16 protein-coding genes, 1 tRNA gene and 1 pseudogene are annotated in these 20,992 nt (G+C 48.5%); 1 reads left to right on the top strand and 17 read right to left on the bottom strand.

The features are described from left to right. Nucleotides 1-96: 96 nt before the first annotated feature. The 9 genes from C7120_RS12745 to C7120_RS12705 form a co-directional block, all read right to left on the bottom strand. Entirely contained in the window at nt 97-702 is a 606-nt protein-coding gene (locus C7120_RS12745) for a ribonuclease HII (RefSeq protein ID WP_107622022.1), read from the bottom strand. Between the two features lie 12 nt (nt 703-714). Then, entirely contained in the window at nt 715-1,929 is a 1,215-nt protein-coding gene (locus C7120_RS12740) for a cysteine desulfurase (protein WP_107622021.1), read from the bottom strand. Between the two features lie 24 nt (nt 1,930-1,953). Next, nucleotides 1,954-3,297, bottom strand: coding sequence for a Fe-S cluster assembly protein SufD (gene sufD / locus C7120_RS12735; protein ID WP_107622020.1), 1,344 nt, complete (start codon nt 3,295-3,297; stop codon nt 1,954-1,956). After that, entirely contained in the window at nt 3,294-4,061 is a 768-nt protein-coding gene (gene sufC, locus C7120_RS12730; RefSeq protein ID WP_107622019.1) for a Fe-S cluster assembly ATPase SufC, read from the bottom strand. The genes sufD and sufC overlap by 4 nt, the downstream gene beginning before the upstream one ends. Nucleotides 4,062-4,234: 173 nt before the next feature. Continuing rightward, entirely contained in the window at nt 4,235-5,674 is a 1,440-nt protein-coding gene (sufB, locus tag C7120_RS12725) for a Fe-S cluster assembly protein SufB (RefSeq protein WP_107622018.1), read from the bottom strand. Nucleotides 5,675-5,784: 110 nt separating this feature from the next. Beyond that, nucleotides 5,785-8,562 carry a translation initiation factor IF-2 gene (infB, locus tag C7120_RS12720; RefSeq protein ID WP_107622017.1) on the bottom strand — a complete coding sequence of 926 codons (2,778 nt, stop codon included), beginning with the start codon at nt 8,560-8,562 and terminating at the stop codon, nt 5,785-5,787. Between the two features lie 48 nt (nt 8,563-8,610). Further along, the gene (gene nusA, locus C7120_RS12715; protein WP_107622016.1) at nt 8,611-9,876 is read right to left on the bottom strand and encodes a transcription termination factor NusA; all 1,266 of its coding nucleotides are present in this window, start codon (nt 9,874-9,876) and stop codon (nt 8,611-8,613) included. A 3-nt stretch (nt 9,877-9,879) separates the two neighbouring features. Continuing rightward, nucleotides 9,880-10,347, bottom strand: coding sequence for a ribosome assembly cofactor RimP (gene rimP, locus C7120_RS12710; protein WP_107622015.1), 468 nt, complete (start codon nt 10,345-10,347; stop codon nt 9,880-9,882). A 124-nt stretch (nt 10,348-10,471) separates the two neighbouring features. Next, entirely contained in the window at nt 10,472-12,136 is a 1,665-nt protein-coding gene (locus tag C7120_RS12705; protein WP_107622014.1) for a S41 family peptidase, read from the bottom strand. Nucleotides 12,137-12,284: 148 nt separating this feature from the next. On the opposite strand from C7120_RS12705, the gene C7120_RS12700 reads away from it, so the two are divergent. Beyond that, nucleotides 12,285-12,358: transfer RNA gene (locus C7120_RS12700), tRNA-Asn, on the top strand. 338 nt (nt 12,359-12,696) lie between these two features. Here C7120_RS12700 and C7120_RS12695 read toward each other — a convergent pair. From C7120_RS12695 to C7120_RS12660, 8 genes and pseudogenes are all read right to left on the bottom strand, one after another. Beyond that, entirely contained in the window at nt 12,697-13,119 is a 423-nt protein-coding gene (locus C7120_RS12695; protein WP_107622013.1) for a hypothetical protein, read from the bottom strand. 103 nt (nt 13,120-13,222) lie between these two features. Beyond that, entirely contained in the window at nt 13,223-14,965 is a 1,743-nt protein-coding gene (locus C7120_RS14075) for a fimbrillin family protein (protein WP_233247121.1), read from the bottom strand. A 22-nt stretch (nt 14,966-14,987) separates the two neighbouring features. Further along, nucleotides 14,988-15,170 carry a hypothetical protein gene (locus tag C7120_RS12685; RefSeq protein WP_107622210.1) on the bottom strand — a complete coding sequence of 61 codons (183 nt, stop codon included), beginning with the start codon at nt 15,168-15,170 and terminating at the stop codon, nt 14,988-14,990. Between the two features lie 519 nt (nt 15,171-15,689). Next, nucleotides 15,690-15,818 (bottom strand): annotated as a pseudogene (locus tag C7120_RS14385) (ADP-ribosylglycohydrolase); the annotation flags it as partial. A 720-nt stretch (nt 15,819-16,538) separates the two neighbouring features. Next, nucleotides 16,539-17,465: a phosphorylcholine transferase LicD gene (locus tag C7120_RS12675; protein WP_107622012.1), complete on the bottom strand. Its 927-nt coding sequence runs from the start codon at nt 17,463-17,465 to the stop codon at nt 16,539-16,541. Between the two features lie 65 nt (nt 17,466-17,530). Next, nucleotides 17,531-18,403 carry an NTP transferase domain-containing protein gene (locus tag C7120_RS12670; protein ID WP_107622011.1) on the bottom strand — a complete coding sequence of 291 codons (873 nt, stop codon included), beginning with the start codon at nt 18,401-18,403 and terminating at the stop codon, nt 17,531-17,533. Further along, on the bottom strand, nt 18,400-19,383 hold the full coding sequence (locus C7120_RS12665) for a DMT family transporter (protein WP_107622010.1): 984 nt from the start codon (nt 19,381-19,383) through the stop codon (nt 18,400-18,402). Before C7120_RS12665 ends, C7120_RS12670 begins: the two co-directional genes overlap by 4 nt. Beyond that, nucleotides 19,370-20,965: a phosphotransferase gene (locus C7120_RS12660; protein WP_107622009.1), complete on the bottom strand. Its 1,596-nt coding sequence runs from the start codon at nt 20,963-20,965 to the stop codon at nt 19,370-19,372. Before C7120_RS12660 ends, C7120_RS12665 begins: the two co-directional genes overlap by 14 nt. Nucleotides 20,966-20,992: the final 27 nt, after the last annotated feature.

Genomic DNA, 20,992 nt, shown 5'->3' with positions numbered 1-20,992 from the left:
TGCGGGTTTTCCGCATAGCGGACTTTCCAAACAGACAAACAGCCGGAAAATGATTCCGGCTGCCTCTCTACTATGTATAATAAGGTATAACCAGGATCAATCCCGGAAGTCAAGACTAAGCTCGCCACCCAGCAGATTATAGCTTTTACGATGATAAGGGCTGACCCCAAACCTGCGGATGCCCTCCCGATGCTTCCTCGTAGGGTATCCCTTGTTCGATTTCCAGTCATACATCGGGTATTCCACATCCAGCCTGTCCATGTAATCGTCTCGATAAGTCTTAGCCAGAATGCTTGCCGCCGCAATGGACTGAAACTTACCGTCGCCTTTCACGATCGTGGCATAAGGAAGTTCCTGATAAGGTCTAAAGCGGTTGCCATCCACGATGATGGCTTCCGGACGAACCTCCAACTGGTCGAGAGCTCTGTGCATGGCAAGTAACGAGGCCTGCAGAATGTTGATTTTATCAATTTCCCCAGCCGTTACCACACCCACGGCCCAGGCGATGGCATCTTGCTGAATCTGCTCACGGAGTTCGTAACGCCTTTTCCTGGAAAGCTGCTTCGAGTCGTTCAAGGCAGGATTCTCATAATCTGCGGGAAGAATTACGGCGGCGGCATAAACGCTGCCAGCCAGACAGCCACGCCCCGCTTCGTCGCATCCTGCCTCTACCAGGTTTTCATAATAATGATTCTTCAGCATGGATTCCAGGGGTTAGAACATCTTTGCAACCCGCTCGATGCCCGCCACCAGCGCATCAACTTCCTCCTTCGTGTTGTAAAGGGAAAAACTCGCGCGGACAGTGCCGAGGATGCCCAGCCGATCCATGAGCGGCTGGGCACAATGATGCCCCGTGCGGACAGCAATGCCGAGACGGTCGAGGAGGGTTCCCATATCCATGGGATGAATGTTCCCGACCAGAAAGCTTACGACGGCATCCTTGTGCTCCGCCTCACCGAAGATACGCATTCCCTCGACGGCCTTGAGCCGTTCGGTGGCATAGCGGGTGAGTTCCCACTCATGCCGCTGGATATCCTCCATGCCCAGAGCCTGCATATAGTCAATAGCTGTGGCAAGTCCATGGGTCGCAATATAGTCAGGTGTCCCAGCCTCAAATTTGAGAGGCGGGCGCTCAAAGGTGGTATTATCGAAGCTTACACGCTCTATCATCTCGCCCCCGCCCTGATAAGGAGGCAGGCGCTCGAGCCACTCTTCCTTGCCGTAAAGCACGCCCACACCCGTAGGCCCATACATCTTATGACCGCTGAAAGTGAAGAAGTCGCAGTCCATCTGCCGCACATCAATCGACATGTGAGGGGCACTCTGTGCTCCATCTATCATCACGGGCACGCCATGCGCATGGGCAACGCGTATGATTTCCTCAACGGGATTGATCGTGCCGAGCACATTACTCACCTGCGTAACGCTCACCAGGCGCGTCCTCTCGCTGAAGAGACTCTCATACCCGTCCATCCGCAATTCTCCCCTGTCGGTCATCGGGACGACCTTGAGGACAATGCTCTTCTTCTGGGCAAGAAGCTGCCAGGGCACGATGTTCGAGTGATGTTCCATCACGGAGACTATCACCTCGTCGCCCTCTGTCATGAACGCATCGCTGAAAGACGACGCCACCAGATTCAGGCCTTCGGTGGTGCCACGCGTGAAGACAATCTCAGAGACAGACTTCGCATGCAGGAAGCGGCGCACGGTCTCGCGCGCCGCCTCGTGCAACTCCGTGGCCTGCTGCGACATCCAATGCACACCACGGTGCACATTGGCGTTCACATTCAGATATTCATCGCGCATCGCGTCCAACACGCACAGCGGTTTTTGCGTGGTAGCGGCATTATCCAGATAAACCAAAGGCCTCCCGTAGACCTGACGACTCAATATCGGGAAATCCTTACGGATGTTTTCTATATCATACATGGTCGGACTGACTTACACCTCATCTTATTTACACGACTTACAAGCACCACACTTGTTCAACTCCCCACGGAACCGCATCTCCACAAGATGATGCAGGCGATTGCGCAGGGGCTCAAGCCGAATATTGTCTATAACCTCGTCGACAAAGGCGAACTCTAACAGGAGCTTGGCTTCCTGACGGTCGAGGCCTCGCTGCTGCATATAAAAGAGGGCGGCATCGTTCAACTGCCCCACCGTGGAACCGTGAGAGCACTTCACATCGTCGGCATAGATCTCAAGCATGGGCTGAGTGTAGATATGTGCCGTCTTAGTGGCACAAAGATTCTGGTTGACCTCGTTGGAAATGGTCTTCTGAGCATCCTTGCGGACCAGGACACGACCGGCGAAGGCTCCGGTAGCCTTATCGTCGAGTACATATTTATAAAGCTCATGGCTCTCACAATGACCCACTTGATGATCAATGAGCGTATTGTTGTCCACATGCTGCGTCTTGTCGGCTATCACACAACCATTCGCCCGGCACTCGGCTCCCTCGCCTTTCAGCACGAGGTCGAGCTTATTGCGCGTTACGCCGTTGTGCAGCGTGATGACATTATGGTTGAACCGACTGTTTGCCTGTTGTTCCACATAGACATTGCTGACGCGATGATTCTTCGCGTGGGTCTCCTCAAGACAATAGAGATCAAGCGTGGCATTTTCTCCGACATAGACCTCTATCACTTGCGTGGAAAGAAAGTTGCGGTCATCGGCACTGTCATCGCAGAACAGCAACTTTGCCTCCGAGCCTTCTTCCATGATGATGAGCACACGCCGATTCACCATCAGGTCGACATCCGAACGAAGTATGTTCACAATCTGCACCGTCCGGTCTACCTTCACATCCTTCGGAACATAGACCACGAGTCCGTCCTGAGCCAGCATTGTGTTCAAGGCTGTCAACGCATCTTCGCCCGTCTTGGCAAGCCGAGCATAATACCTCGCGATGAAATCAGGCTTTCTCGAAGCGACGGCACTCAGGCTGTCGACGACAACTCCCATTGGAAGGGAGACTTTAGGCAACACTTTGTTATAAAAGGCGTCGTTTACAACGAAGTACAGTGAGGTGCTTAGGTTCGGGACGCCACAAGTGAAGACCTCGTAAGGGTTTATAGGAATTTCAAGGCGGTTCAAGTTTAAGCCGTAATCCGGCTCAAAGAGTTTCGGCATATCCGTATATTTATAACGCTCAACCTTGCGCGTCGGGAATCCTTGTCGCTGGAAATCGGCAAACGCCTCCTCGCGCACGGAATTCATGACCATGGCAGAATGCTCCTTGATCATCCCGCTGGCAGCGTTATACAAATCAATATATTGCTTCTCGCTATTCATGATTTACCATATTTAGCGTCGACTCCTTCCTTGATCCAATCATATCCCTTGGCCTCTATCTCCTTGGCAAGTTCGGGACCCGCGGTTTTCACGATACGCCCATTGTAAAGCACATGTACCACATCCGGCTTGATCATGTCGAGCAAACGATCATAGTGAGTAATCACGATGATTGATTTCTGTGGGGTGAAAAGCTTGTTTACGCCATCGGCTACTATACGCATTGCGTCGACATCAAGGCCAGAATCCGTCTCATCCAGAATGGATAGTTGTGGGTCGAGCATGGCCATCTGGAATATTTCATTGCGTTTCTTCTCACCACCGGAGAAGCCTTCGTTCACACTGCGATGGGAGAGCTTGGTGTCGAGTTCCACTATCTGACGCTTCTCACGCATCAACTTCATGAACTCACTGGCATTCAAGGGTTCCAGTCCTTGATACTTGCGCTTGGAGTTGACGGCTGCCTTCATGAAGTTTACCATGCTCACTCCGGGAATCTCTACGGGATACTGGAATGAGAGGAACAAACCTTCGCAAGCCCGGTCTTCCGGTTTCAAGGCGAGAAGATCCTTACCATTAAACGAGGCATTGCCCTCAGTAACCGTATAAAGAGGATTGCCTGTAAGCACGGCAGAGAGAGTTGACTTTCCCGAACCGTTAGGTCCCATGATGGCATGGATCTCTCCGTCGTTCACCGTCAGGTCGATCCCTTTCAATATTTCTTTTCCTGCAATCTCTGCGTGTAGATTCTTTACTTCTAACATTCTTTAAAGAGTTATGAATTAGGATACAGGGGTCAAGAGTCAAGAGTTCATCCTTGCTTTCCATGAATCCTATGGTTATCTATATTTATCAAATGATTCTCTTGTTTTATCAGTAACTGACACTAACCAGCCTTTTAAGTTCTATACAATCGTCGTTATCTCCTAACCCATAGCTATCCTACCGTGCCTTCAAGCGAAACACTCAAAAGTTTCTGGGCCTCGACGGCAAACTCCATCGGCAGTTTATTCAACACTTCTTTGGCATAGCCGTTTACGATAAGCCCCACGGCTTCTTCGGTAGGAATTCCCCGCTGATTGCAATAGAAAAGCTGGTCTTCGGAAATCTTCGAAGTGGTAGCTTCATGCTCTATCACCGCCGTATCATTATGGATATCCATATAAGGGAATGTATGTGCACCACAGTCAGAACCCAGTAACAAGGAGTCGCAGGAACTGTAGTTTCGGGCATAATCCGCATTTGCCGTCGCACGCACCAAACCCCGATAGGAGTTCTGGCTGCGTCCGGCACTGATGCCTTTTGAGATGATGGTCGACTTGGTGTTCTTTCCCATGTGAATCATCTTGGTACCCGTATCAGCCTCCTGACAATGGTTGGTTACCGCCACGGAATAGAATTCCGCCTGACTATAGTCTCCCCGCAACAGGCAGGAAGGATATTTCCAAGTAATGGCAGAGCCCGTCTCCACCTGTGTCCATGAGAGCTTGGAATTTACTCCCCTCAAATCACCGCGCTTCGTTACAAGGTTCAATACGCCGCCCTTCCCGTTCTCATCACCGGGATACCAGTTCTGAACGGTGGAGTATTTCACCTCTGCATTGTCATTTACGATAATCTCCACGATGGCAGCATGCAATTGATTCTCATCTCTCATCGGTGCTGTACAGCCCTCAAGATAAGAGACATACGCATCATCATCAGCAATAATAAGCGTACGCTCAAACTGGCCTGTGTTACGGGCGTTAATGCGGAAATAGCTTGAAAGTTCCATCGGGCACCTCACCCCTTTGGGAATATAGACAAACGAACCATCACTGAACACGGCACTGTTGAGCGCGGCAAAGAAATTATCACGATAGGGAACCACGCTTCCCAGATACTGCCTTACTAATTCCGGATGATTCTTAATGGCATCGCCTATCGAACAGAAGATAATGCCCTTCTCCGCCAATTTCTCCTTGAATGTCGTCTTTACCGAAACGGAATCCATGATGGCATCGACGGCCGTCCCGCTGAGTGCCAATCGTTCTTCAAGAGGAATACCAAGCTTATCGAAAGTCTTCTCAAGTTCCGGGTCGATTTCCCTGTTCTTGGGTTTCTTGGCCAAAGGGTCTGCATAATAGGAAATAGCTTGATAGTCGATTTCCGGCAAATGTACATGCCCCCATGTCGGCTGTCGCAGAGTCTTCCAATAGCTGAAAGCTTTCAGGCGGAACTCAAGCATCCATTCTGGTTCCTCTTTCTTTCGGGAAATCACACGGACGACCTCCTCGTTCAGGCCTTTGTCTATAATCTCAGTTTGCACATTGGTTGTGAACCCGAACTTATATTTCTGTTCCGCAACCTGCTTGACAAACTCATTCTTTTCTGGCATAATTTATATCACCTATTTTAGATAAGATAGGGACAGCCGGTTTATCCCAACTGACCCTATTCCTGATATAGCAAACATCGGGCCACATTGAACAGCAGCCTCCAATGTCATTAAAGTTTCTGCTCTACCTCTATCTCCGTGAAGGTCTCAATGATATCGCCTTCCTGAATATCATTGAAGTTGACGAGGCTCAGACCGCAGTCCATACCCGTAACTACCTCCTTCACATCATCCTTATAACGCTTCAGGGCACTAATATTAGCGGTGTGAATCACGATGCCATCACGCACGACACGAGCCTTATCCTTGGCATGAACCTTACCCTCGATAACCAAGCCTCCGGCAACAGTTCCCACCTTCGAGATCTTGAAGACCTGCTTTACCTGTACTTCACCCGTCGTGATTTCCTTCTTCACCTTGTCGAGCAAGCCCTCCATGGTCGCCTTGATATCATCAATGGCGTCATAAATGATAGAATAGGTGTTGATTTCAACACCTTCGCGCTCGGCTGCCTTACGGGCATCGGCAGAAGGACGCACTTGGAATCCAACGATAATCGCGCTTGAGGCACTTGCCAACATGACATCATTCTCGGAAATAGCACCCACAGCCTTACTGATCACATTTACCTGAACCTTTTCCGTGGAGAGCTTGATGAACGAATCCGACAAAGCCTCGATACTACCGTCGGTATCTCCCTTGACAACAATGTTAAGTTCATGGAACTCGCCCAACGCGATACGATGCGAGATATCATCCAGGCCCAGCGTTTTGGTCGTACGCAGCGACTGCTCACGCTGTAACTGCTCACGCTTATTGGCTACTTCGCGGGCTTCCTGTTCCGTTTCCAAGACATGGAATGCGTCGCCGGCAGTAGGAGCGCCGTTCAGACCCAAGATGATTGCGGGCTCTGCAGGCTTGGCACATTCAATACGCTGATTTCGCTCATTGAACATAGCCTTCACACGCCCCCATGAAATACCGGCAATGACGATATCGCCCACTTTCAGCGTACCGTTGCTTACCAACACCGTAGAAACATAGCCACGCCCCTTGTCGAGCGAAGACTCTATGATCGTGCCGGTTGCCTTACGGTTAGGATTAGCCTTCAAGTCCAGCATGTCTGCCTCGAGGAGAACTTTCTCCATCAGCTCCTCTACGCCGAGACCCTTTTTCGCGCTGATTTCCTGACATTGGTATTTGCCTCCCCACTCTTCTACCAGCAGGTTCATATTGGCCAGGTCCTCACGAATCTTGTCTGGATTTGCACCCGGCTTATCAATTTTGTTAATAGCGAACACCATCGGGACACCAGCCGCTTGGGCATGCGCGATGGCCTCCTTGGTCGTAGGCATCACAGAGTCGTCGGCAGCAATGATAATAATGGCGATATCCGTAACCTGGGCACCACGGGCACGCATGGCCGTAAAGGCCTCATGCCCTGGAGTATCCAGGAAAGTAACCTTACGCCCATTCTTCAAGGTAACGCTGTAGGCACCTATGTGCTGCGTGATACCACCGGCCTCGCCGGCTATCACATTCGTATTACGGATATGGTCGAGCAAAGAGGTCTTACCATGGTCCACATGACCCATCACCGTTACGATAGGAGCGCGGGAGACCAAGTCTTCCTCGTCATCCTGTTCCACGCTGATAGCCTCTTGGACTTCTGCACTTACATACTCTGTCTTAAACCCAAACTCTTCGGCAACGAGGTTGATGGTCTCCGCATCCAATCGCTGGTTGATAGACACCATGATACCGACCCCCATCAGCGTAGAGATGACTTGTGTTACGGAAACATCCATCATGGTAGCAAGCTCACTTACGGTTACGAACTCCGTAAGCTTCAGCGTCTTGCTTTCCCTGCGTTCTGCGCGTGCCTCGGCATCCAGTTTTTCCTGAACTGCCTCGCGCTTCTCCTTGCGATACTTGGCACCTTTCTTATTCTGGTTCTGCTTATTCGTAAGGCGCGCAAGGGTCTCCTTTACCTGGCGTGCTACTGCCTCATCGTCCACCTCAAGCGACTTCTGGTTGCGCTTGCGATTCTTATCCTTATTGCCATTCTTGCCTTTATTGTTCTTGCGGTTGCTTGCCTCATTGGCCGCAGCATCGATATTCACACGCTCCTTACCGATGCGCTGGCGCTTTTTCTTCTCACTACCCGAATGCTGCTGCTGAATCTTTTCCTCACGCTCCTTGCGCTTCTCCTCCTTCGTTTTCTTCTTCGGACGAGTACTCTGATTAATGGAATCAAGGTCTATCTTACCCAACACATTCAGATTGGGCGTGTTAAGCATCTTCCTTTCACTCTTCAGCTGATAGACCTCGGGCTTTCCGTTCTCTTGAACAGGAACCTCGGGAGTCTTTTCCTCAATTATCGGAGCAGAAGCCTCCAACGGTTTCTCATCGGGCTTTACCGAATCTTCTTCCTTTGGCTGCAGAGCTGACACCTCCACCTCAACCGGCTTTTCCTCCTTTACCTCTATTTCAGGTTCAGGTTGAACGGCAGCAACCTTCTCCTTAGGAGCCTCTTCTTTGGGAGAAGCAATCTCCTTTTCTTTCTTTGCCAAACCATCAAGGTCTATCTTGCCCAGAGGCTTATACTGCTGCTTTGATTTCAGCAGACTCTCACCACTGTGGTCAACTGGCTGCGCAACGGGTTTCTTCTCCTTTTGCTGTTTCTTCTGGAAAAGCTTTTCAGCCTCCGTGCGCACTTGAGCGTCTTGCTTGAAGTTCTCCGTCAGGGCATGATATTGTTCCTCGGTGAGCTTGGTATTCGCCGTGAGGGTCTCATCGCCCGAGAGATTCTTCTTTTCAAGGAATTCAACTGCCGTTTGAAGTCCTATGTTCAGTTCTTTGATTGCTTTATTTAATCTAATACTCATTGATTACTTTTTTACTGGTTGTTTGTTGGGTTGAGGGGGTACACTTTGTTATTGCTCGAATTCTGCACGAAGCACATTCAGCAGATGGTCTACCGTCTCCTCCTCAAGGTCAGCCTTCTCTATCAGCATCTCACGGGGAGCATTGATCACTTGCTTTGCCGTATCCAGACCGATGGCCTTGACCGCGTCGATAACCCACTGGTCTACCTCGTCGGAGAACTCGTCCAGATAGATATCTTCCTCCTCTTCACCTTCCGGCACATCACGGAACACATCGATGGTATACTCGGTCAGCATAGAGGCAAGCTTGATGTTCAAACCTCCCCGGCCAATGGCCAGACTCACCTCCTCCGGCTGCAGATAGACTTCGGCCTTGCGCTCCTCCTCGTTGATATTAATGCTGCTCACATGGGCAGGGCTCAGGGCACGCTGGATAAAGAGCTTGATATTAGCCGTCCAGTTGATCACATCGATATTCTCGTTGCAGAGCTCATGGACGATACCGTGGACACGGCTTCCCTTTACGCCGACACAAGCTCCCACGGGGTCGATGCGCTCATCGTAGCTCTCCACGGCCACCTTGGCACGCTCACCCGGCATGCGGGCAATCTTCTTGATAGAGATAAGGCCGTCGGCTATCTCTGGGACTTCCTGCTCGAGCAAACGCTCCAGGAAAACAGGACTTGTACGACTCAGGATAATCTTCGGGTTGTTGTTTTCATTGTCTACTCGGGCAATGATGGCACGAAGGGTTTCACCCTTGCGATACTGGTCGGAGGGTATCTGCTCTGCCTTCGGAAGAATCAGCTCGTTGTTCTCGTCGTCTACGAGGAGCACTTCGCGCTTCCATATCTGATAGACTTCACCGGCGACGATCTGCCCGACGCGGTCTTTATATTTGTTGTAAAGGGAATCGTGCTCCAGCTCCAGAATCTTCGAGGCCAAAGTCTGGCGCAGGGTCAGGATGGCACGCCGGCCGAACTTCGAGAAGTTCACGCGTTCTGAGACATCCTCTCCCACCTCATAGTCTGGCTCTATTTTCTGAGCTTCCGTGAGGCTGATCTCCTTGTTTTCGTCGGCCACCTCGCCATCGGCCACAACCACGCGGTTACGGTAAATCTCAAAGTCGCCCTTATCAGGGTTCACAATCACATCGAAATTCTCGTCGCTGCCATAAATCTTAGCAAGCACATTACGGAAACTTTCCTCCAGTACACTTACCAAAGTCGTACGGTCGATATTCTTGGTTTCCTTAAATTCCTTGAAGGTATCAATCATGCTCACCTGCTCTTCTGCGTTTTTTCTTGCTGCCATAGCTTATTTAAAACTTATTAAGTATTTAGTATATTTCACTTTATCCATTTGAAAGAGGTGGTCTACATCTTGCAACACGGCGCGCTTCTTGCCTTCCACCTTTACCTTTTCTTTTGTAGTTACCACGAAGTCGTTGCCGTCTACGCTCTTCAGGAGGCCTCTTACTTTCTTGCCGTCGGCACCCAGCACCTCTACTTCCTTGCCCACGAAGTTGACATATTGCCGCGGAACCTTGAAAGGCTGGCCCAGGCCGGCCGACCCCACTTCAAGCTCAAAGTCCTCGTCGTCGCGGCTAAGGTGGTCTTCGATATACTTGCTCAACTCCACACAGTCTTCGATCCACACGCCGTCGGCATGATCGATCTCTACGACGATCTTGTCGTCGGTGCTGATTTCAATGTCCACAAGGAAATAGTCCTTGTCGGCCAACCATTCATCTACTAACCTTTCTATGACTTTCTTGTCTATCATACAATTTCATTTAAAATAGAATGAGGAGCTCTCCCGGAGCCCCTCATTCCACTGAACGATGCAAAAGTACGCATAATTTCCGAATAATCCAAGAAAAAACGCAACTTTCATCACTTATCGTTCCTTATTTCTTCTTCGGCCGCAGGATTTCCCTGTATTTTGCCTCATCATTGAGCAGTTTCAAGGCCTCGGCCACCTGCTTGTCGTCGCGCAATGAATTCTCTATGCTACCCTTCTGGTAATAGTAGGCTGCCACGATATCGTTCTCTATCATATGCTTGATGAAGCGCTTGTTGTAGTCAAGATCTTTAGCCACATTGTGCTTCAGCTTGTTCTCCAGAGCCTCAAACTCGGCCTTGGCTTCATCGTAATAACCCTCGAACTTGGCCAGTTCCTTCAGGTTCTTAAGATATTTCTCACTCTCACGGTCATACCTGAAGTCGCTGGCCATCACCCGCCGCTTGAACTCCTCATAATCCGTGTCGGAAAGGCAGAACTCCCCCGCCGGCGCTATCGTAGGGTGCTTGGCGATATAGTCGACCTCATAGTTGTGCAGCACTTCATTCGAGTCTACGGCCGCAGCCAGATAGTAGGCGATGTTCGGCAGCGAGTCGGCCTTTACCTCTATGTCTGGCACGATGCCGCCCACATCCTTGAATTCACGACCGTGTTCCGTGAGAAACACCTTGGCCGTGGAGTCCGACTTCTGCACCGTCGAGCCGCCTCGGGCATGCTTGTAGGTGATGGCCTGGATACAGCGTCCGCTGGGCGTATACCATTTGTTGGTGGTGAGCTTCAGCTGTCCGTTATAGGGCAGGTCGAGCGTCATCTGCGCGATACCCTTGCCATAGGTACGGGTACCGAGGACTACACCCCGGTCGAAGTCCTGCAGGGCACCGCTCATAATCTCGCTGGCCGATGCCGTGTTTCCGTTCACGAGCACCACGAGGGGCATCACGGTATCGATGGGTTCCATGCTGGTGATATAGTCATGGTTGGCGCGCTTCAGCTTTCCACGGTTGGAGACCACGAGCTTGCCCTTGGGCACGAACATGTTCACGATGTCCACCGCCTCCTGCTCGGATCCGCCACCGTTGTTGCGCAGGTCGACGATGAGTCCCTTGATGCTTTTCTGGCGCATCTCCACATACGCACGGCGCACGGCCTTGGCGCTGTTCTCCACGAAGCCGCTCAGATTGATATATCCGACGCTGCCTTCCAGAATGCCGTAGTAAGGCACGGCGGGAGTCTGATAGATAGACCGGCGGGTAATCTTGAACTTCATCTGCTTGCCCGTGGAAGGACGGCGCACCATCAGTTCAAAGGTACTGCCCGCGTCTCCACGCAGGCGCTCGCTCACATATTTGGTATCCTTACCTTTCATTGGCTCGCCGTCGATGCTCACGATGACATCGCCCTTCTTCAGGCCGGCCTCGGCCGAGGGAGTATTCTCATAAGGCTCGTCGACCACGGCATTCTGCAACTGGAAATTCCAGCGGATGAGCATGCCCACACCCACATATTTGCCCGTAATCATCGTGCGGAGCTCGTTGACATCGCTCTCGGAATAATAGACGGTATAGGGGTCGAGGCTCTTGAGCATCGACTTGATGCCGTTGCCCACCACTTCATTGGCATCCAGCGTATCCACATACATCATGTCGAGATACTTGTAGATGACATTCATCACATCCAGGTTTTTCGCCACATCGAGGTTGTGATCCTTATCTTCTTGTGCCCCCACGGGCATCGCACCCACCAGAAGCAGGCAGAACAGTAGTTTCTTCATATCAGTTGCAAATGTAACAATATAAGGGCACATTCCCGCTAAAAGTCCTGAAAATTTATTGTATTTTAGCGATAAGCCGAAAAAAAACTCGAAAATGTTTGGTGGATTCAGAAAAACGCCTTACCTTTGCAACCGCAATTGGCAAAAAGCTTCAGTAGCTCAGTTGGTTAGAGCACCTGACTGTTAATCAGGGGGTCGTTGGTTCAAGCCCATCCTGGAGCGCTCAAGGGAATCACTCATGTGGTTCCTTTTTTCTTTTCTCATTTCCGGAAGCCGCTTCCCGGTTTACAATATCGGCGAAATCGTCCGACGAAATCGGCGAGATTGAACGACGAAATCGGCGATTTCGTGAAATCATATCGGGCATTTCGCTTTATGAGAAACGGCCAGCAGGTTCCCCCGAAACGATATCCGACAAGAAAAAGGCTGTCCCCCGAAGAGGACAACCTGATAAAGGTATCGCATGTAATCTTATTTAAAAGTCTCTTGCAAGGCCCTCTCGACCGGAAAGGGCCGTGGTTCATTTACATGCGAGAGAGAAATCTCTGTTTCCAGACCTATCACTTCAATATCAGGGTCTCCTGGTATATTCCAAATACACCTGCCGCTACCGTGAACTTAAAATTAAAGGTGAAGGTCTTGGTGCCCTCATTGTAGGTGCTGCCCTGGTCGGTAACGCTCACCATGCCAAAGCGCGGATGCTTGTAGCCCGTCTCCATGGTCGTGGGATAGACCGTTACCTTCGAGCCGTCTGGACTGAAAGCCAAGGGGTATCCCTTCGTCCAGTTGTCGGCGATGCGATACCTATTGCCTACCTCGGAGTATTCCACATCTACCTCGCGTGTAGCCGCGAATAAAGAGAATTTCGATGAATAGGTTCCCTTACCGAAAGGCTTATAGTCGAGGCCGGCGAAGTTTACCGACTGAGAGGTGCGCGTGCCGCCGGGCTTTGTGGAGCGCGTCCCTCTTGCGCCCTTTGGCACTATCCGTTTTTAGTATTTTCTGTTCTGGGGTGCCGGCAGACTATTCTGTCTTGACCAAACAGGTGTTTTTATGCCGGCAGACTATTCTGCCGCCACTGCTTTTTTAGTCTTGGTATTTGATGATGGGGCGGACTAAGCTTGCCCGTGATACATCGAAGTCTCGCCAGATCCTGCAATAGGTAGATGAGAAGTTGAAATAAAAGCGATTATGGGGAGCACTCGCTATGGGCAATCCCAATCTGTCATCATAATATTCCGTACTGGTGTGCCCTGTAGAAATTGGACCATAAAACGAAGTATCGAGGTACCACTGTCCACCCACTCGAGTAACAGCCTGATTGATTAAGTCGGTATATGCGAAGTAGTATTTCCCTCCATAACTCTCTGAATCTACTTCCCCAAATACCAAAGTAGTATGCATATCTTCAATTTCACCGACACTTGGCATATACCATTTCCTACCTACCAAATTACCGCTTACTGTTATGCCGGCAGCAGCCAGTTCGTCGCCATAATGGCCTGCATAGTAAAAGGCGGGGTACTTGTCCTTCTCGTTGGCCTTGATAGTTGTGTTATCGTAGCTGCCGCTTGCCTCCCAGGTGTATTTATAACCATCCATATCGTTATATGCATCTAGGATTTCCGTAAACTTTATGACCTTGCTATTGTTATGACCATGCCACCATCCGCCGCTGGGAGCAAGCCAAAGAAGACTTTTGTTATTCCCATCTGCACAGTTCAATGCAATGGCTCGATTATTACCTATCACAAGCCCTATGGGCGTTTTCGTGCCGCCGCCGAGGGTGGTGTCTTTAAAGAATCCGGTGGTTCCGTCGCTCATCAGGTAGGTAAAGCTAGGTTTGAGTTTGATCTTGACGACATACGATTTGTTCGATTGCATCTGAAGCGAGGCATTGAGCGATGCAACGTTAAAGGTGGGAATGGGCTTCCAAAAAACGGTGCCGGCCGAGATGCCGGTGAGTTTCAGTTTGCTGCCTTCGGTAGTGGGAAGGAAGTAATGATAATCGCTGGTCGAAGTGTAAGAATAGAACTTACCATAGAATGAAGCTGTATATTTAGTTTCGGTGCTGGCGGGCGAGTTGCTGGCCTCTGCTGTCATGGCGCCGTTGGTAGCCGTATAGGTTTTCGTCGCGGGATTATAGGCTATGCTCGTAGGAATCACATTGGCTGCCGTTTGCTCGAGCGTGGCAGTAATGTTCTCGGGGATGTGCTTTTGGCAAACGAACTGGGTGCGCAGGCGGGCGCCCACATGCTTCATGGTGAAGTTAATGGTTTGGTTGGGATTTTGGTTGATATGCTCGGCATTTGCGAATCCGATCATCGCCGTGCCGGCTTTGTCTTTTGCTACGGTCAGGTCATTGCCCGATGGGATAATGTCGTCGTTGAATGCTATAAAGTCGTAGGTGCCGTGAGCTAATTTTATGCTGCCCTTATTCGCTACATCGGGCGTAAAAGTTCCGCCGCTGAAGGTACCGCTCATTTCGCCTTTGAGGGTTCCGCCTTGGTAGGCGCGGATGGTGTAGTGGCCGTTGGCCGGGGTTTGCGCGCCGCGGGTCTTCTTAACAGCCGGCTCGCTCTCTACGCTGATCTCGGCCTCGCAATCGCCTAAGTCTACGATCTGCGGTTTGGCTTCTGCCGTGCCTGCACGTGTCGGTGTTTCGTCTTCGCCAAAGTCTTCGTCGGTAAAGCTGAACTGAACCGTTTGTGTCGGTTCTTTCGGCTCGTTGTTGTTGCCGTTGGTGTTGTCGTCGCTGTTGCTGCAAGCTGCTACGAACAGCAGCAGGGTCGCGCCGGTTATCGCTGATAAAATCGTATTTCTTTTCATTGTCATTTGCTTTAAATTTTTATTATTCAAATTCGTATTCTCCTCCGTCGACGTCCTCGTCGGCGTCCCAGTCTTCTTGTTGCGAACCTGGGTTCGGGCGCACGGATGTACAGATAAACCGTTCGGCCTGCACCTCGATCGTCTCGATCTGCGGTGCCTCGTACGGCCGAACAAAATCGGTTAAATCACTTGTCTTCTTTCTCATAATTTTCATATATTTTGATGAATAATTTTGGTCTTATTTTGCTTTTCGTCCCTTGCCGAAAAGGCACGACGAAACGAACAAAGGGAACTCCATAGAGCCCTTTGTTGATGGGGGACACGCTTCTCACACGCGCGTACGAAAAAGTATGAATTTATGTAGTTAGATAGGTCTCTCTCCTGTGTGTGTTAGCAAATTATTTGGATTGACCAAATAATCGGGCATAAAAATCGCAGAAAAGTTACCGCTCTTCTGCTCAAGGCTTACACCCTTTATACCTGTTCGATATGTCATGTTGCCATTACTCACGGCGGCAAAGGTATAACATTTTTTTAGAATAGCCAAAGAATTACGAAAGAAATGTTATCTTGCCTCGAAACATAATGCTCTGAATGCCATGCATTCACTTCCAAGCGGCAAACTTTGCGGGGCGTATGGGACTTGCCGACCATCAATGGGCGGCAGTCAAAGACATCCGGACTGAGCACATCGACGCTCAGCGGCAGCTGTCGGAGCTGTGCGCTATACATGAGAAATCTCCTGTTGGATGGAGGAATAGAACTGCTCGATCACATCCAGCATGTCGCCGGGGAGGTATTCATAGGCTTTCTCTATGAGTTCCTCGGGTATTTCGTAGAATGCTTCGGCCATGCCCGCAAAGTCATCGGGCGAAACCTCCACTTCTACAATTACCCCCGCCCACACATGAGCATAGGCTACAAAGTCCCGCAGGCAGCCCACTCCGAGCCCGACACCCAGAAAAAGATGTGGAAGAACAGGCTTTATCCGCAAAAGGGGCGTGGAAATGAAAAATATCCACGATCTTTGCCGTGCCAAACGAAAACCGCGGGCGAAGGCATATGCCAGCGAGTTCAAAAACGGAATGCCATATCTGGCGCCCCCCCGTTTTGCCCAACAAGCAAGACATGAGCACAGCATATCCGGCATATAACTCCAAGTGTCCATCTATCCAGTATGGATTGCTCACTTGCGACAAACGATTCAGCAGACATAAAGAAACAATGCCTACTGATTCAGCTAATAAAGAAAGAAAGTGTCTAGGTAAATCAGGAAAAGCCAGAGTATAAGACTTACCGAATTATCTCCACGGTGAGACGAAATTATCTCCATGGTGATAAATATTTATCACCATGGAGATAATTCACTAGTCACGGTATGAAGGCAATGATTGTTGCCCCGCGATGTCTTAAGCGCTCCCGTTTATATCGAACTCACATTAAACGGTTAGCTTATTAAACTTTCAACATTAAGGATTTTGCATAGAAGGCGTTTCTTCCAGTTTATTCCATCTATGCGCAAAGATAACTTTTTTAACCATTATATAAGGAATAATGATGCAGAGTTTCTTCATTATCGCTTCTTATTTAAAACTTCCAAATAGCTGCGGTGTGGGTCTACCGTAATAAAGGAATGCCATGCTGTGCCCTTAACAAACTCATGCCAATTGCCATAAAGTCGCGTTAAGGCTTCGTCATAATGCGGCACGATGGGAACTTTAATAAACTCGAAATCAACTTCGGTCAATGTGTCGAGGTCGGCATTTAGCGCCTTGTCTTTTATATCTATATCATAGCAGCACAATGTACCGGAATATTTCGTGTGTTCGTCTTTGTATTTGCGCATGGTATCGATATATTTATCATACAGGGTTTTATAATGGTTGCTGGTGATTGTTTTCCCCTGAATCTTGTAGATATAGTGGAGCAAGAACCTTAAGATACGTCGCACAAGTGGTGCCTTTTCTCCTTTTTCAAAGGCTTTGTCGCAATAAAAAATCCTGCCAAACTCCTTTTGGATCTTTAGTTTCTCTTTATTCTGTTGGCGTGCTAATTCTTCATCGTCAGGGATATTGTCGCATGGAAAGATGTCTATAAACAATCCATGAGCATTTGCTCTTGGGTTTTCATAGCCGGTTGTATCCAGGTTCATCAGCTTAGAGTTTCCATACCAAAAACCATTTGAATAGAAGTTCTCCAAGAAATAGGGATGCTTAAACTCTTGCGGTGCGAGTTCGCAAAGCTTGTCGTAATCCTTTCTGGGCATCAGGATATCAATATCATCATCCCAAGGTATAAAGCCCTTGTGTCTGATTGCTCCAAGTAAAGTTCCTCCCTCTGCTGCATATTTTAAGCCATGCTTCATGCACACTCTTCTTAATTCTTCTAGCAGGTCGAGTTCAACAGCCCATATCTCTTTCATCTGTTTTGAAACATGGAAATCACATCTGATTTCTTCTTCATAGAATGAAGCAGGAACATCTAGTTTAATATTCAACATTTGTCAGTGTATTTAATAGTGTTAAGGCATGTGCAATAAACGACTTGTCATACGGCGAGCCTATGTTATGGTACATTTTCTATGAAACATTTTCCTTCTTTTTCGTAGTATAAGTAGCTTGTGCGACCTTCTTTTGAACATATGTCAAAATAAAAGGCATGTGTCAATTTGTTTTTGGCTATTGCCATGTTGCATATCTGGGATTCCTCACATCTGAGAGCATCGGTGATATATCTAAGTATGTCCGACCCCGAGCGACAATAGCTCTTATCGAAGTGCCTCAGTTCTTCCAGACTGTCAAACTCATTGATTACACCGTCATCGAACCTCTTGATTTTCATCTTGGGCAAGTCGGTTATGTGGGATATATATATGTCTTCCCAATATTTTTGTCTATTTTCTTCTTGCAGGAAGGCTTCGATAATGATTGGCTTAAACTTTCTTGAGAACATTGAATGAAAAAAAACATGTCCTACCATGTACCAGGCATCCTCACCGCCAACTGACACCGAAACGATATTGTCTTCTCCATCTACCTCAAGGCAATACTCTCCCGTTTTTCCATGTGCAAACATTGCTGCATATTCTGAAGTTGTGGGATGGTGCAAAAAAACATTCTCCATGAAATAATTGTCTGAAGAGCACACATATGTATCTGCTAGATAATCTATGGCACAAACTACAGAAGATATGTTGTTGTAACGCGCATAATCGGCATTATATATCAATCGTACACCAAACTGCTTAGTAAGATACCCAAACAACTCTCGTTTGTAGCCTACGACAACGACAATATCGTTTATTCCTGCTTCGCGCAATTGGCGGATTTGCCGTTCAATAAGCACCTCTCCTCTCACTTTCAACAAAGCCTTAGGCTTTTCAAAAGAAAGCGGAACGAAACGCGAAGACATACCTGCTGCTAGAATGATTGCATTCATACCTTGCTATACTTTGGCTTGGAAACGATTGTTGCTGTAATAACGCCCAATACAATCACAATAGATCCTATCACCACATTATAAGAAAACTCGCCACCCAAGATAAACAAACCGAAAATAACAGCCCAGAAACTGTAAGTGATGTTCAGGCATAATGCACGAGATGCGCCTATTGCGTTGATGCTTGTATACCAGCATAAGAAAGAGACCATTCCTAAGAGGGCGGTTAGCATAAGCGTCATCCAACACAAGTGGTAGCTAAATATCGCAGACACGCCACTAAGCACATTAGAATAGCCACCAACCAATAATGGGGTAACTATAAGGGCGTAAGTAAGCCCCGATGTCAACTCACGAATGAGCAATGCCATCTGTGGGTCAACCTTTCCCGATTTCATGCCATAGCCGCACACTACAGCTTCTGATGCCCAGCCGATAGCGGCGATGAGGGCAAAGCCAATACCGCCGATAATGTCTATATGCGAATTGTCGGAAGGAACATAACCAATATAGGCGATACCTAACACACATATCAGTAGGCCTAACCATCCACGAAAAGTCATCTTCTCTTTGAGTATACGCACCGCCATCGCTGAACCAAGCAGCGGATAGCATGCCGTTATTGTTGCTGTTAAGGCAGCGCCTCCCTTAGATATGGCCAACAAATAAAAAGTCATTGCCAATGGGCCTCCCAGTAGTGCACCGAGAATACAAAACCGTCCATCGCGCGAACAGACGGAACGCCACAACTGGTGCAGCCGGCCTTTCACACCCATGATAATCAACATCCAAAAGGCTGCAAACACATCATGCAACATACTGCAAATGATAGTACCACCCAGAAGCAATACTGGATTATCCGTGAACGGGAGCATCGTCATTGCTAGTCCCAAGAGCACGGTATCCATTCCCCAGGTGGCACCAGATACCGTTCCCGTTATATATCCTTTCACCCGCAAATTACGATTAATCCAAAACATGCACAACCCTTTCCATTGTTATTAATGCCCTATTAAAACGGTCCTGTCCGTATGTTCCAAAGTTGTCGCCCTTGGCCTCCTTTATGCAAGTCCAAATAGACCACAATATGTCCCAAAGAACTTGGTATATCAAGATTTTCTGTTTCACACATTTGGACACAGTTCCTTCAAAATATCTTGTCAACACAAAGTCAATGTTATCATCATTAAAGTCGCTTTCAAGAAACAAGGCGGCAAAATCGGCCATCGGGTCGTTCATGCCAGAATATTCCCAGTCGATAAGGTATACATGTCCATCACCACCTTTGATGAAATTCTCTGGAACCAAGTCATTATGACATGGCTTAATGTCGACACCCAACTTATTCAAGGTGTCTTCTAGCACAAACACCCTTGGCCTTAACTTATCGTACCCGTCGTAAGCCTTTCCACCAGCCTCTTGCAAAAGCCTTTCATATTTTAAGAGCTCGTGGAAGATATTGAACTCATTGGCAAATCGCACTTGCGAATGGTGTAAAACCTTAAAGATGTCTACCACCTGCTCCATGTTTCCCATTCGCTGTATCGTGCCCGCATTTAGGGTTTCTGCCCCAACAATATAATCTGAGAGTTTCAGACCGGTATGCTCGTCGAAGTAAGTAATTGGAGGGTTAATCTCCATCTTACAGGCCAACTTGCCATTAATGTCTTCATTACTGCGTTTCACCATGCCGTCAGAAGCTATGCCAGGAACGCGAAGGATATAAAGTCTTCCCGCAGGACTCTCCACCTTGAAGTTTTTATTGCTCATTCCCCCGATTTGTTCTATCTGCCATGATGGGCCAATGTTTTCTGTGGGGAATATTTTTTTCAAGTAAGCAAAAAGGTTTTCCTTATCGTAGGGATTCTCCTTGCGGCATAGGCGGGGAAAGATGTAATTCTTTAACTGCTTAAAATCACGAACATTGTCTACGCCACCCCATATCAGGTTCTTAAACTTGAGGTAAGGCCGTTCTGTGGTATCGGTACAGTCTACTAACAAGTATTCATAGTTAACATAGCGGTTAGACGCACTCGCATACTTGGCCAGCATCATGCGGTATGTGTCAAGAGAGATTTTAGAGACACCAATCATCTCGCCTTCTATGTTGCATATCTGATGCCTATCCTTTGTGATTTTTGATACAAATCCATTGTGAACCTCTACGAAAGCCTCATCGCCCTTTCCCGACTCATCAGTTATCGAAAGACAATTGCTGTAAGTTGAAGCTATCAGCCGTTCCACAACAACACGCTCATAAAAGGTATCGCTCTCTACAAGGATAAAATCTTCATCCACATAAGGAGCTGCCAAAGCCAACGAAGCCATGGAAGCCGTAAACTGGAAGTCTTGGTTAACAACTACGGTAATGCCTTGTTGAGTATAAGGCTGAAACAATTCGGCACGGAAGCCCACCACAAGCACTATCTTTTCGATACCATTGTCGCGTAATATGCCTAATGTGCGGTCGAGCAAGCATTCCCCCTCGCCGAAAGGCTGCAAGGGATAAGGCGTTTCTGTATCACGCTCCTTCCTTGCTGAAAGTATAACAGCGGTTTTCATTATTTATTATTTCGCATTGTAAACCAC

This window comes from Prevotella sp. oral taxon 376 (genome assembly GCF_003043945.1).
In the GTDB taxonomy this organism is placed as follows: Bacteria; Bacteroidota; Bacteroidia; order Bacteroidales; family Bacteroidaceae; genus Prevotella.
This window is presented reverse-complemented; position numbering and strand designations above follow the sequence as displayed.